Annotated in this window: 10 protein-coding genes, 1 tRNA gene and 1 pseudogene; 10 read left to right on the top strand and 2 right to left on the bottom strand. The window is 67.5% G+C overall.

Annotated elements, in window-relative coordinates; all coding sequences use genetic code 11:
* Positions 1-10 precede the first annotated feature (10 nt).
* The 6 genes and pseudogenes from A7W11_RS17955 to A7W11_RS17930 all read left to right on the top strand — a co-directional run bounded on the left by A7W11_RS17955 (position 11) and on the right by A7W11_RS17930 (position 5943).
* Entirely contained in the window at positions 11-1099 is a 1089-nt protein-coding gene (locus A7W11_RS17955) for an efflux RND transporter periplasmic adaptor subunit (protein WP_066416460.1), read from the top strand.
* A 15-nt stretch (positions 1100-1114) separates the two neighbouring features.
* Positions 1115-4201 (top strand): efflux RND transporter permease subunit, encoded by a 3087-nt coding sequence (locus A7W11_RS17950; protein WP_066416455.1) that lies wholly within the window; start codon positions 1115-1117, stop codon positions 4199-4201.
* An 18-nt stretch (positions 4202-4219) separates the two neighbouring features.
* On the top strand, positions 4220-4957 hold the full coding sequence (gene dnaQ / locus A7W11_RS17945) for a DNA polymerase III subunit epsilon (RefSeq protein WP_066416453.1): 738 nt from the start codon (positions 4220-4222) through the stop codon (positions 4955-4957).
* Between the two features lie 89 nt (positions 4958-5046).
* Positions 5047-5121 (top strand) — tRNA-Val (locus A7W11_RS17940).
* A gap of 289 nt (positions 5122-5410) precedes the next feature.
* A pseudogene (locus A7W11_RS17935) lies at positions 5411-5678 on the top strand (BrnT family toxin).
* Complete coding sequence (locus tag A7W11_RS17930) at positions 5665-5943, top strand: BrnA antitoxin family protein (protein ID WP_066416449.1); 279 nt, start codon at positions 5665-5667, stop codon at positions 5941-5943. Before A7W11_RS17935 ends, A7W11_RS17930 begins: the two are co-directional and overlap by 14 nt.
* A gap of 24 nt (positions 5944-5967) precedes the next feature.
* On the opposite strand, the gene A7W11_RS17925 is transcribed toward A7W11_RS17930, so the two are convergent.
* On the bottom strand, positions 5968-6831 hold the full coding sequence (locus A7W11_RS17925; protein WP_066416442.1) for a LysR family transcriptional regulator: 864 nt from the start codon (positions 6829-6831) through the stop codon (positions 5968-5970).
* A 167-nt stretch (positions 6832-6998) separates the two neighbouring features.
* Between A7W11_RS17925 and A7W11_RS17920 the strand changes: the two genes are divergently transcribed.
* From A7W11_RS17920 to A7W11_RS17905, 4 genes are all read left to right on the top strand, one after another.
* Positions 6999-8123 (top strand): mandelate racemase/muconate lactonizing enzyme family protein, encoded by a 1125-nt coding sequence (locus A7W11_RS17920; protein ID WP_066416434.1) that lies wholly within the window; start codon positions 6999-7001, stop codon positions 8121-8123.
* A 152-nt stretch (positions 8124-8275) separates the two neighbouring features.
* Positions 8276-9265 (top strand): Bug family tripartite tricarboxylate transporter substrate binding protein, encoded by a 990-nt coding sequence (locus tag A7W11_RS17915; protein WP_066416432.1) that lies wholly within the window; start codon positions 8276-8278, stop codon positions 9263-9265.
* A 260-nt stretch (positions 9266-9525) separates the two neighbouring features.
* Positions 9526-10584 carry a glycosyltransferase family 2 protein gene (locus A7W11_RS17910; protein ID WP_066416429.1) on the top strand — a complete coding sequence of 353 codons (1059 nt, stop codon included), beginning with the start codon at positions 9526-9528 and terminating at the stop codon, positions 10582-10584.
* A complete protein-coding gene (locus A7W11_RS17905; RefSeq protein WP_082887328.1) occupies positions 10581-12212 on the top strand; it encodes an ArnT family glycosyltransferase in 1632 nt (543 codons plus the stop codon). Before A7W11_RS17910 ends, A7W11_RS17905 begins: the two co-directional genes overlap by 4 nt.
* Here A7W11_RS17905 and A7W11_RS17900 read toward each other — a convergent pair.
* Positions 12136-12531: a GtrA family protein gene (locus A7W11_RS17900; RefSeq protein ID WP_173678829.1), complete on the bottom strand. Its 396-nt coding sequence runs from the start codon at positions 12529-12531 to the stop codon at positions 12136-12138. The two genes, A7W11_RS17905 and A7W11_RS17900, sit on opposite strands and share 77 nt — an antisense overlap.
* Positions 12532-12547 lie beyond the last annotated feature (16 nt).

Here is a 12547-nt window from a genome sequence, read left to right as displayed (position 1 = left end):
GACCTTGCTTATGAACAAAGTCTTCTTGGCCGCCACGCTGGCGGTCGGGCTGGCCGCGGGAGCGGCCTTGGGCCTGTACGTTCCCCGCCTGATGCCGGCACGGGAAGCGGCGCCCTCTGCCACGAACGCCGCGCCTGCCGCGCAGTCCAAGCCGCAAGCCCCCGTGCGCGTCGAGGTCGTCGTCGTCGACAGGGTGCCGTTCACGCGCGGTATCGCCGCCGTCGGCAGCCTGCGTTCCGACGAGTCCGTCGTACTGCGTCCCGAAGTGGCGGGACGCGTCCAGCACATCGAATTCCGTGAAGGCCAGGCCGTCGAGCGCGGGCAGGTGCTGGTGCGCCTGGACGATTCGGTGCCGCGCGCCGAGCTGGCCCAGGCCCGCGCCAGCCTGTCGCTGGCGGAAAGCCGCCATCGCCGCGCCGTGGATCTGCATGGCCGGGGCTTCGTCAGCCTGCAGGCGCGCGACGACGCCGTCAGCGAACTGAAGGTGCAGCAGGCCGCCGCCCAGTTGGCGCAGGCGCGCCTGGACAAGATGACCATCCGTGCGCCGTTCTCCGGCATCGTGGGCCTGCGCGACGTGTCGGTGGGCGACTACGTGAACCAGGGGCAGGACCTGGCGCCGCTGGAATCCATCGATCCGCTGAAGGTCGATTTCCGCGTGCCCGAGATGTATCTCAGCAAGGTCAGCGTGGGCCAGCGCCTGACCATGCGGCTGGACGCCCTGCCGGGGAAGGATCGGCCGGGCGAGGTCTACGCCGTCAGTCCGCTGGTCGATGCGGGGGGACGGTCCATCCTGCTGCGCGCCACCGTGCCCAATGCCGACGCCAGCCTGCGCCCCGGCATGTTCGCGCGCGTGCAGCTGACGTTCGCCGAGGACCGCGCGCTGGTCGTGCCCGAGGCGGCGCTGTCGCCGTCGGGCCAGAGCCAGTACGTCTATCGCGTGCACGACGGCCGCGCCCGGCGCGTCGAGGTCACCATCGGCGAACGCCGCGAGGGCCGTGTCGAGATCCTGGCCGGCGTCACGGCGGGCGACCAACTGGTGGTGGCCGGGCTGCAGCGGCTGACCGACGGATCGCCGGTGTCCGTCGCCGGCAAGACCTGAAAAAAGGAGCGGCGCATGGTCATTTCCGAGATCTGCATCAAGCGCCCGGTATTCGCCTCGGTGCTGTCCCTGATCGTGGTGCTGGTCGGCCTGATCTCGTATTCGCGCCTGACGGTGCGCGAGTATCCCCGCATCGACGAACCCATCGTCTCGGTGGACACCACCTACAAGGGCGCCTCGCCCGAGGTGATCGAGTCGCAGGTCACCAAGCCGCTGGAAGACCAGTTGGCCGGCATCGAGGGCGTGGACGTGATGACCTCGCGCAGCCGCTCCGAGCGCAGCCTGATCAACATCAAGTTCCACCTGTCGCGCGATCCCGACTCGGCGGCCGCCGACGTGCGCGACAAGGTCTCGCGCGCGCGGCGCTTCCTGCCCGACGAGATCGACGAACCCATCATCGGCAAGGTCGAGGCCGACTCGCAGCCCATCATCTACATCGCGGTCGAGGCGGGCACGTACTCCAACGTACAGGCCTCCGACTACATCAACCGCTACGTGAAGACGCGGCTGTCGGTGCTGCCGGGCGCGGCCGAGGTGCGCGTGTTCGGCGAGCGCCTGCCGTCCATGCGCATCTACGTCGACCGCGACAAGCTGGCGGCCTACGGCCTGACGGTGCAGGACGTCGAGTCGTCGTTGCAGTCGCAGAACGTGGAGATTCCGGCGGGGCGCATCGAGTCGCGCACCCGGGAGTTCACCGTCGTGTCGTCCACCGATCTGCAGACGCCGGCGCAGTTCGAGAACGTCATCGTGGCCAACGTGAAGGGCTATCCGGTGCGGCTGCGCGACGTGTCCAAGGTCGAGATCGGGGCGGCCGACGACCGCGTCATCTCGCGCTACAACGGCAAGTCGGCGCTGAACATCGGCATCACGCGCCAGTCCACCGCCAACCCGCTGGAGCTGTCGCAGGCGGCGCGCGCCGAGGTCGAACGGTTGAATGAAAGCCTGCCCGCGGGCATGAAGCTGAACATCGCCTACGACACCTCGGTGTTCATCGAGGAGTCCATCGATTCGGTTTTCCACACCATCATGGAAGCCGTCGTGCTGGTGGTACTGGTCATCTTCTTCTTCCTGCGCAACCTGCGCGCCAGCATCATTCCCATCGTCACCATTCCGGTGTCGCTGGTGGGGGCGTGCGCGCTGATGTTCCTGTTCGGCTTCTCCGTCAACACGCTGACGCTGCTGGCGATGGTGCTGGCCATCGGCCTGGTGGTGGACGACGCCATCGTGGTGCTGGAGAACATCTACCGCCACATCGAAGAGGGCATGCCGCGCCGCCAGGCCGCCATCCGGGGCGCGCGCGAAATCGGCTTCGCCGTGGTGGCGATGACGCTGACGCTGGTCACCGTGTACGCGCCGCTGGCCTTCGCCACGGGCCGCACCGGCAAGCTGTTCATCGAGTTCGCGCTGACGCTGGCGGGCTCGGTGTTGGTGTCCGGCTTCGTGGCGCTGACGCTGACGCCCATGATGTGCTCGCAGTTGCTGCGCCACCAGCCCAGCCACGGACGCCTGTACAACCTGATCGAAGGCTGGCTCGACGGGTTGGGGCGCGGCTACCGTCGCGCCTTGCGGGGGGCGTTGCGCTGGCGCTGGGGCGTGATCGGCATCGGCCTTTTGGTGGCGTTGACCAGCGCCGTGCTGTTCAAGGTGGTCAAGAGCGAGCTGGCCCCGGTGGAAGACCGCGGCGTGATACAGGGCGTGGTCACCGCGCCGGACGGCGCCACCGTGGGCTATACGCTGGCCAACATGCAGGACATCGAGACCTTCTACGCCGCCGTGCCCGAGGGCGCGGCCAGCCAGACCACGGTGGGTTTTCCCACGGTGATCGACGGCACGGCCATCCTGCGCCTGAAGCCCTGGAGCGAGCGCGAGCGCACCCAGCAGGAGATCGCGCGCGAGCTGCAGCCCAGGTTCGCCTCGCTGCCGGGCGTGCGCGCCTTTCCGAACAATCCGCCGTCGCTGGGGCAATCGTCGCGCTCCAAGCCGGTGGAATTCATCATCATGAGCCAGGCGCCGTATCCCGAGCTGGCCAAGCTGGCGGGTGCCATGCAGGAAGCCCTGCGCGGCTATCCCGGCCTGCTCAACCTGGACACCGACCTGCGCCTGAACACGCCGGAGTTGCGCGTGCAGGTCGACCGCGACAAGATGGCCGACGTCGGCGCCGGCGTGGACGTGGTGGGCCGCACGCTCGAATCCATGCTGGGCGGCCGGCAGGTCACGCGCTACAAGGACGAGGGCGAGCAGTACGACGTGATCGTGCAGGTCACGCCGCGCGACCGCGCCAACCCGGCCGACATCTCCGACATCTACGTGCGCGCCCGCGACGGCAGCATGGTGCGGCTGGACAACCTGCTGTCGGTGCGCGAGGGCGTGTCGCCGCAGTCGCTGAACCACTTCAACCGCATGCGCGCGGTCAAGCTGGATGCCGCCGTGGCGCCCGGCTACGCGCTGGGCGAGGTGCTGGACCACATGAACGCCGTGGCGCGCCAGGTGCTGCCGAATACGGTGGTCACCGATCTGGACGGCCAGTCGCGCGAGTACCGCGATTCGTCGGGCAGCATCTACCTGGTGTTCGTGATGGCGCTGGCCTTCATCTACTTGGTGCTGGCCGCGCAGTTCGAAAGCTGGCGCAATCCGTTCGTGATCATGCTGTCGGTGCCGCTGTCGATGACGGGGGCGCTGGCGGCGCTCTATCTGACGGGCGGCACGCTGTCCATCTACAGCCAGATCGGCCTGATCACATTGGTGGGTCTCATCACCAAGCACGGCATCCTGATCGTCGAATTCGCCAACCAGCTTCGCGACCAGGGCATGGAACTGGCCGAGGCGGTGGTCGAGGCCAGCGTGCTGCGCCTGCGGCCCATTCTGATGACCACGGGCGCCATGGTGCTGGGCACCGTGCCGCTGGCGCTGGCCACCGGCGCGGGGGCCGAATCGCGGCAGCAGATCGGCTGGGTGCTGGTGGGGGGCCTGTCCCTGGGTACACTACTGACTTTGTTCGTCGTGCCGGTGGCCTATTCGCTGATCGCGTCGTCGCGCCCGCAGGCGCACGCCGCCACCGCCGCCCCGCGCGAACCCGGCCACGCGCCGGCCGCTTCCGACTGAGATATTCAAGATTCGCCCATGCGCCAGATCGTCTTCGATACCGAAACCACGGGGCTGGACCCCAACCAGGGCCACCGCATCATCGAAATCGGCTGTGTCGAGGTCATCAACCGTACCGTCACCGGCCGCAACCTGCACATCTACCTGAACCCGGACCGCGACAGCGATCCCGAGGCGCTGGCGGTGCACGGCCTGACCACCGAGTTCCTGGCCGACAAGCCGCGCTTTCCCGAAGTGGCCGAGCAGTTCATCGAGTTCATCCAGGGCGCCGAACTGATCGCGCACAACGCCTCGTTCGACGTGAAGTTCTTCAACGCCGAGCTGGCCAAGGTGGGCCGCGGCCCGATCGCCGAGCACTGCGAGGTCATCACCGACTCGCTGCAGCAGGCGCGCCTGCTGTTCCCGGGCAAGCGCAACTCGCTGGACGCGCTGTGCGACCGCTTCGGCATCTCGAACGCGCACCGTACGCTGCACGGGGCATTGCTCGACTCGCAGTTGCTGGCCGAGGTGTGGCTGGCCATGACGCGCGGCCAGGACGCGCTGCTGATCGACGCCGACGACGGCCAGCAGGGTAGTGGCAGCGGCCTGGTGCTGGGCAAGTTCGATGCGTCGGTGCTGCAGGTGGTCACCGTCAGCGCCGAGGAACTGGCCGAGCACGAGGCCTACCTGCAGGACCTGGACAAGGCGGTGAAGGGGGCGTGCGTCTGGCGCCGGCTGGAGCAGCCGCCCGAGCCGGCGCCGGAAGCGGTGGCCTGACCGGGATCGTCATTGGTACGAAGATGGCGGTATGACGGCATCGCAGCTTGCATGCTGAAAAAACCCATGTTAGAATCTTTTTCTTCTTTGGGCGGTTAGCTCAGTGGTAGAGCACTGCCTTCACACGGCAGGGGTCACAAGTTCGAAACTTGTACCGCCCACCAAGGAATTCTCGAAGACAAAGGCCCGGACACCAGTCCGGGCCTTTGTTTTTTCTGCTCGAAACGGCGCACATGGGTGCCGTATTCATCCCTGTCGGGTCGACCTGCCGGGCGGTTTGGCGATAGCCTGCCGCACGTGGCATGAGTGGCCGACTTCCAATCGTCTCCACGCGCGGCGGCCCTTTCTTCCAGGCCACTTTGGGTCCAGTGGGTCACAGTTGCCCGATGCCCTGGCACCGCATGGCGGTAATCGCTATGCTTTTCTAATTTATGTAGCTACAATAATTCCAGAGTGCAGATTACTTTCGATCCCGGTAAAGAACAGAGCAACCATGCACAAGCATGGTCTGTCGCTGCAACTGGCGTGCCAGATCGATTGGCCGGAAGTCATGGCCAGGCCCGATACCCGCCGTGATTACGGAGAGGTGCGAGAGGTCGGATTCGCCATCATCGGCCGGCGGCTTTATTGCGTGGTCTTCACGCAGCGAGGCGGCGCCATGCACATCATCAGCTTGCGCAAGGCAAACTCCAGGGAGGTGAAGGCGTATGTCGAATCGTAGAAAAGATCTGATCATCCCGTCCGCGGAAGAGGACGAAGCGATCAATCGCGGCATCGCCGCCGACCCGGACACCTATGAACAGAGCGCGTCCGACATCCGGCAGATGCGCCGTGTGGGACGCCCGCGTTCGGCACAGCCCAAGGTGTTGTTGTCCGTGCGGTATGACCGCGATGTCGTCGACGCATTCAAGGCGGGTGGACCCGGGTGGCAGAGAAGAATGAACGACGCGCTGCGCGCCTGGTTGAAAGTGCATCAGCACGCGTAGAGCGCTCAGCCGTTCAAGGGTGCTTCAGGCCTGGGCCATCTTCAAGAACGCCTGCACCAGCGGGGTACGCACGCTGGATCGCAGCCATAGCGCGCCCACCGTTCTCGACGGGCAGGGCGTGGGCAACGCCCACTTCTTCAGGTTGGCGGGAAAAGCCCCCACCACCGGCCAGTCCGGCAGCACCGATACCCCCAGCCCTTCGGACACCAGCTTGGCGATCGACTCGATCCCGTCCAGCTCGAACCTGACCTTCGGGCGTATGCCTTGCGCCGCCAGGTATTCGTCCGCCAGTTTGCCCGCCACCACATTCCGGTCGTAGCGGATGAAAGGCTCGTCGGCGGCGGTCCGCAGCGCATCGTGCATCGCCATGCTCGCTGGTGTCAGCAGGACCAGCTTTTCCTCGCGCAGGCTGTGCCAGCCGCAGGTCTTGGGCAGGTCGAACAGGGGGTGCACCAGCACGGCGGCATCCAGATGGCCACTCAGCACCCGTTCATACAAGAGACTGGTCGACGCGGGCTCGATGTAGATTTCGATCTGCGGATGGCGGGCCACCCAGCGCTTGAGCATGGGCGGGAAGATGCCGGTCAGCGCGGTGGGCGTGGCGCCCATGCGCAACGGGCCGGCGGGCAGGTCGGTGTCGGACGCTGCCGATTTCAGATCCCGCACCTCGCGCAGCACCGCCTGGGCGTGATCCAGCACCCGCAGCCCGGCCACGGTGGGCTTGACGGTGCGGCCTGCCCGCACGATCAGGCGGCTGCCCAGTTCGTCCTCCAGCGCGCGCAGGCGCTGCGCCACCGAGGTGGGCGTCAGGCCCAGGTGGCGGGCCGCCTCGGCGATGGAGCCGCGTTCGGCCACGATGGTGAAGGTGTGCAGGAAGCGGGAGTCCATGATCGCCAATCGGCCCGGCGAGCGGCTGTGGCCGAAAACATAAAAATCACTTTTAACTTTTTCTGAAGTCATTGAAAAGAGGTTGGAGCGTTGTTCCATCGCCGCAAGAATGGCGGGCATCGGTGCCGGTCCGGGTCGTCCGGCGGCACGTTTCAACAGGAGCCTCCATGTCCAAGATCGTTTCCATCGACGTCTGCGCCGCCGCCGTTCCGCTCGACAAAGTCACCTCGTTCTCCAACCGCACCGTCAGCACGCGCCACTACGGCCTGGTGAAGGTGCGCACCGACCAGGGCATCGAAGGCATCGGCTTCTGCTACGTGGGCAGCACCGGCGGCAGCCTCTTCGAGGCCGCGGTGAAGGATTTGCTGGCCCCCGTGCTGCTGGGCCGCGATCCGCACGGCGTCGAAGGCCTGTGGCGCGACATGTACCAGGAGTCCCTGCTGCAAGGCCGGCAGGGCACGGTGATGCGCGCCATCAGCGCGCTGGATACGGCGCTGTGGGACCTGAACGCCAAGGCGGTCGGCCTGCCGCTGCACCGCTACCTGGGCGCGGTCGAACTGGACAGCGTGCCCGCTTATGCCAGCGGCGGCTATTACCTGGAAGGCAAGACGCCCGCCATGCTGGGCGACGAAATGGCCAGCTACGCGGCCAAGGGCTTCAAGGCCGTGAAGATGAAGACGGGCCGCCTGTCGCCGCGCGAGGAAGAGGCGCGCCTGAAAGCCGCGCGCGACGCCGTGGGGCCGGACGTCGAGGTGATGATGGATTGCAACAATGCCTGGGCCGACGTCACGCAGGCCATGCAGTACGTCAGCCGCTTCGAGCAGTACGACCCGTACTTCATCGAGGAACCCTTCGGGCCGGACGACATCGACAGCCACGCCAAGCTGGCCAGGCTGACCCGCGTGCCGATCGCCACCGCCGAGATCGGCTATGGCCGCTGGTATCACAAGGAGCTGCTGGACAAGGGCGCGGCCGGCATCCTGCAGACGGATGCGGCCGTATGCGGCGGCATCACCGAATGGAAGCGCATCGCGGCCACCGCCGCCAGCTACGGCGTGGTGGTGTGCCCGCACTGGTTCCACGATCTGCACGCGCCGCTGGTGGCCGCCACGCCCAACGCGCGCTACGTCGAGTTCTTCTGGGACGACCAGGTGCTGAACTTCCGCCGTCTGGTCGACCGCCAACTGGATCACAAGAATGGCCGCGTCATCCTGCACCAGACGCCGGGCCTGGGATTCTCGTTCGACGAGCAGCAGGTGACCCGCTACGGCAAGTGGGTTTCCGTGCGCTGAGATGACGCTTGCGGCGGCCTGCCTCCGGGGCCATCCCGTTACGGGTGGCCCGCATGCAGGTGAGCCGCATGCGGGCGGTCCGGCATAACGGCCACCCAGGCCAACACGCATAACGACAACGCGCCCGGCATAGGGCGCACAGGAGACAACACATGCAACGCAGACAGTTCCTCGCCACGGCCGCGAGCACGGCGGCCCTGGCCGCCTTCGGCGCGCCCGCCGCGCGCGCACAGCAGGGCACGCTGCCCGCCGGGCCGGTCCGTATCGTGGTGGGCTTTCCCGCGGGCGGCGGCACCGACGTGCTGGCCCGCCTGCTGGCGCAGAAGCTGGGCGCCGAATGGGGCATTCCCGTGATCGTCGAGAACCGCGCGGGGGCGGCAGGCGTGATCGGCGCCGATCACGTCGCCAAGCAGACGGGCGATGGCAACACGCTGCTGCTGACGCACATCAACAGCCACGGCATTGCGCCGGGCCTGCAGCCCAAGCTGGGCTATTCGGTGGAGAAGGACTTCACGCCCATTGCGCTGATCGGCAAGACGCCCACCATCCTGGTCGGCAACGTCGACCAGCCGGCCAAGACGCTGCCCGAGCTGGTGGCGCTGTGCAAGCGCCAGCCCGGCAAGATCATCTTCGGGTCGGCGGGCACGGGATCCGCGCAGCATCTGGCGCTGGAGGTCTTCAAGGCGCGCGCGGGCATCGACGTGCTGCATGTGCCGTACAAGGGCTCGGCGCCGTTGATGACGGACCTGATGGGCGGCCACGTGCACTACGCTTTCGAGGGCATGACCACGGCCACGCCGCTGATAAAGTCCGGCAAGGTGCTGGCGCTGGCGCAGACGTTGGCCAGGCGTTCGCCGTCGCATCTCGGCGTGCCGACCGTGGCCGAGCAGGGCTACGAAGGCTTCGAGGCCAGCATCTGGTTCGCCGTGGACGGGCCGGCCGGCGTGCCGGCGCCGATGGCCGACCGCATGAATGCCGACATCGTGAAGATCCTGGCCATGCCCGACGTGATCGAACGCCTGGCGCAGGTCGGCGCGGAGGATGGCGGCGGCAGCCGGCAACGCTATGCCGATTTCGGGCGCGCCGAACGGCAGAAGTATGCCGACGTCATTCGCCAGGCGAAGATCCAGCCCGAAGGCTGAGCGTACCGGCAGCGGGCGTCGGCGCAGGACCCGTGCCGCGTTTGGTTCCGCCGATGCCTTGCTGCCGGGCGGCGCCGTCACCGCCTGCGCGAAGCAGGCGCTGAGCGCTCAAGAACCCGCCACGCGGGTCGGATGGCGGCGAGGACATGCGGATTCGGGGGCGATGCGGCAGATAAAAATCGTTGATAACGATTCAACGAAAATTCGACGAATCGCTCCGCATACTGCGCCACTCCTGATCGACGGATGTGGTGCATGCGATGAACTCGCTCGAAAGAAACCTGCCGGCCTGGCCGGCAGCCGGGCCGGCCGGCGACTCGGCCCTTCTGGCCAGCCCCTCGGCGGCCGAGCCCGGTTTTCTCGCCAGCGGAACCGTCAGCTGCATCATCCCCTGCCTGAACGAGTACGAGAACCTGACCATCATCCTGCCCACGCTGCGCGCGTTGCTGGAGCGTCATTGCGCCGGCTGGGAGATCATCGTGGTCGACGATGGCAGCACCGACGCCACCCCGGGCCTGATGGCGCACTGGAGCGCCGTGGACGGCATGCGCTACGTGCAGCTGTCGCGCAACTTCGGCAAGGAAGCCGCGCTGGCCGCGGGCCTGGAAGCCGCCGATGGCGACGCCGTGATCTGCCTGGACGCGGACATGCAGCATCCGCCCGAACTGATTCCCCAGATGCTCGAGCGCTGGCGCGATGGCGCCGACATGGTCTATGCCGTGCGCCGCGACCGCGTCGACGAGGGCTGGATCAAGCGCACGGGCGCGAAGATGTTCTACCGCATGCTCAACGGCACGCGCGGCGTGAAGGTGCCCGCGCACGCCGGCGACTTCCGCCTGATGGACCGCAAGGTCGTCGAGGCGCTGATCGCCTTGCCCGAGCGCACCCGCTTCATGAAGGGGCTGTACGCCTGGGTCGGTTTTCGAGCCGAGCCGCTGCCGTACATGCCGATGGAGCGCCACCACGGCAAGAGCCGCTTCAACCTGTGGAAGCTGATCGCGTTGGCCGCCGACGGCCTGACGGCTTTCACCACCTGGCCGCTGCGCGTGGCCAGCCTGGTCGGCGCGATCTTCGCATTCTTCTCGTTCTGCTATGGCTGCTTCCTGGTCGGCAGCTTCCTGCTGGAAGGCAACCCGGTATCCGGCTGGACCACGATCGTGACGGCGCTGCTGTTCTTCGCCGGCATCAACCTGCTCTCGCTGGGGGTGATGGGCGAGTACGTGGCCCGCATCTTCGACGAAGTGAAGGAACGTCCCCTCTTCATCGCCAGGCAGCGGCGTGGCCGCGCCCGCCAGGCCCGGGCGGCGCAGACGCAATGAACTCGACGTCGGATTTCACCGCGCGCCTGCGCGGTTATTGGCGCGGCTCGCCTGTGCCCGTTCTGCTGGCCGCCGCGGTGTGGCTGGTGCTCCTGGCCTGGGTGCGTCCGCTGACGCTGCCTGATGAAGGCCGCTATGCCGGTGTGGCGTGGGAGATGCTGCGCAGCGGCGACCTGAGCGTGCCGCTGCTGGACGGCATGCCGTACTTCCACAAGCCGCCGCTGTTCTACTGGCTGGCCGCTTTGTCGATGCGCGTGTTCGGCCTGAGCGAGATCGCCGCGCGCCTGCCCTCGCTGCTGATCGCCTGGGCCGCCCTCGCCGCCATGTACGCTTTCGTGCGCCGCTATCGCGATGCGACCGCCGCGCGCATGGCCGTGCTGGTGCTGGCGACGACGCCGCTGTTCTACGGCGGCGCGCAGTTCGCCAACCTGGACATGTCCGTGGCCGGCATGATCAGCCTGTGCGTGCTGGCGGGCGCCGATACGGTGCTGCGGCGTGCCCGTGGGCGCGCCTGGCGCAGCATGGCCGTGGCGACCGCGGTGCTCGCGGCCCTGGCCGTGCTGGCCAAGGGGCTGATCGGCATCGTGCTGCCGGGCGGCGCCTTGGCCCTGTGGCTGCTGTGGCGGCGGGACGGCCGAGGTTTCCTGGCGCTGCTCTGGCCGCCCGCCATCGTGGCGTTCGCCGTGGTGGGCGTGCCGTGGTTCTGGATGATGCAGGAGCGCTTTCCCGGCTTCTTCCATTACTTCTTCGTCTACCAGCACTTCCAGCGCTTCGCCGAGACGGGCTTCAACAATGCCCAGCCGTTCTGGTTCTATCTGCCCGTGCTGGCCGGCCTGGCGCTGCCGTGGTCGCTGTGGTCGGGCGGCATGTTCCGCAAGCGCTTCTGGTGCGCGGACGATGCGGATGGCCTGCGCCCCCTGATGGCCATCTGGCTCGGCGTGGTACTGGTGTTCTTTTCGTTGCCGGCCTCCAAGCTGGTGGGCTACATCCTGCCGGCGCTGCCGCCGCTGGCCTTCCTGGTGGGCGAGGTCTTGCGGGACGCCCGCCAGCGCGCCACCTCCGAACTGCCGCCTGGCCGCCTGGTGGCGGCAAGCCTGACCGTGGCCGCAGTGGTCTGCGTGCTGGCCGTGAGCATCGCCGCCGGCCGGCCGCGCGGCGGCGCCGCGGCCATTGCGCCGCAGGTGGCGGCCCGCATGCAGCCTGGCGACACCACCGTATCGCTGCACGCCTATCCGTTCGACCTGGGGTTCTATACCAAGTCCAGGACGCCGTTCTGGGTCGTCGACCATTGGGACAGCCCCAACATCGCCAGGCGCGACAACTGGCGCAAGGAACTGTACGACGCGGGCGGGTTCGATCCCAAGGTGGCGCAGGAGGTCCTGGTGACCACGCCGGTGTTGCGCAAGCGCCTGTGCAGCGCCCAGCCCGGCGCCCGGTTCTGGGTATGGGGCGAACCGGGCGACGAGGACACGTATCCGGGCCTGTCCGGTACGCATCCCCAGTTCGCCGAGGGCAAGCGCCGGGTGTGGTTGCTGGAAAGCGGCCCCGATCTCAGGCAGTCGGTCTGCGACGGAACGCCCACAGCCGGCTCGCCAGGAACGTCAGCCCGGCCAGGCCCAGCAGGATGAGGGCCAGCAGCACGTCGTACGGCAACGGCGTGGCGTGCAGCAGCCAGGCGTACGCGGCTTCGTTCACGGCGAAACCGCAGGCCGAAATGAGAAAGAAACGCCGCGCGGCCACAATCCAGGGCGTTGCGGCATGGCGGAACGTGAGGCGGTAATGACCGTAGAAAGACACCAGGAAGGCAACCAGCCATCCCAGGGCGTTGGCGCCAAGGGGAGGCAGGTCCAGTCCTTCGACGCCGGCGATGGCCACGCTCCAGTGGGTGGCCGCGGCGGCGCAACCCACCGCGATGAACCAGGCGATCTGTTTGGCAAGCGCGGACATGAGAATGGGTTGAGGG

The organism is Bordetella ansorpii, from assembly GCF_900078315.1.
Taxonomy (GTDB): domain Bacteria; phylum Pseudomonadota; class Gammaproteobacteria; order Burkholderiales; family Burkholderiaceae_B; genus Bordetella; species Bordetella ansorpii.
The sequence above is the reverse complement of the archived record's forward strand: the minus strand, read 5'-3'. Positions and strand labels throughout refer to the sequence as shown.

Excerpts from the sequence above, each read along its gene's own strand:
- A7W11_RS17955 (WP_066416460.1), top strand. The coding sequence starts at position 11 with ATGAACAAAGTCTTCTTGGCCGCCACGCTGGCGGTCGGGCTGGCCGCG.
- A7W11_RS17950 (WP_066416455.1), top strand. The coding sequence starts at position 1,115 with ATGGTCATTTCCGAGATCTGCATCAAGCGCCCGGTATTCGCCTCGGTG.
- dnaQ (WP_066416453.1), top strand. The coding sequence starts at position 4,220 with ATGCGCCAGATCGTCTTCGATACCGAAACCACGGGGCTGGACCCCAAC.
- A7W11_RS17930 (WP_066416449.1), top strand. The coding sequence starts at position 5,665 with ATGTCGAATCGTAGAAAAGATCTGATCATCCCGTCCGCGGAAGAGGAC.
- A7W11_RS17925 (WP_066416442.1), bottom strand. The coding sequence starts at position 6,831 with ATGGACTCCCGCTTCCTGCACACCTTCACCATCGTGGCCGAACGCGGC.
- A7W11_RS17920 (WP_066416434.1), top strand. The coding sequence starts at position 6,999 with ATGTCCAAGATCGTTTCCATCGACGTCTGCGCCGCCGCCGTTCCGCTC.
- A7W11_RS17915 (WP_066416432.1), top strand. The coding sequence starts at position 8,276 with ATGCAACGCAGACAGTTCCTCGCCACGGCCGCGAGCACGGCGGCCCTG.
- A7W11_RS17910 (WP_066416429.1), top strand. The coding sequence starts at position 9,526 with ATGAACTCGCTCGAAAGAAACCTGCCGGCCTGGCCGGCAGCCGGGCCG.
- A7W11_RS17905 (WP_082887328.1), top strand. The coding sequence starts at position 10,581 with ATGAACTCGACGTCGGATTTCACCGCGCGCCTGCGCGGTTATTGGCGC.
- A7W11_RS17900 (WP_173678829.1), bottom strand. The coding sequence starts at position 12,531 with ATGTCCGCGCTTGCCAAACAGATCGCCTGGTTCATCGCGGTGGGTTGC.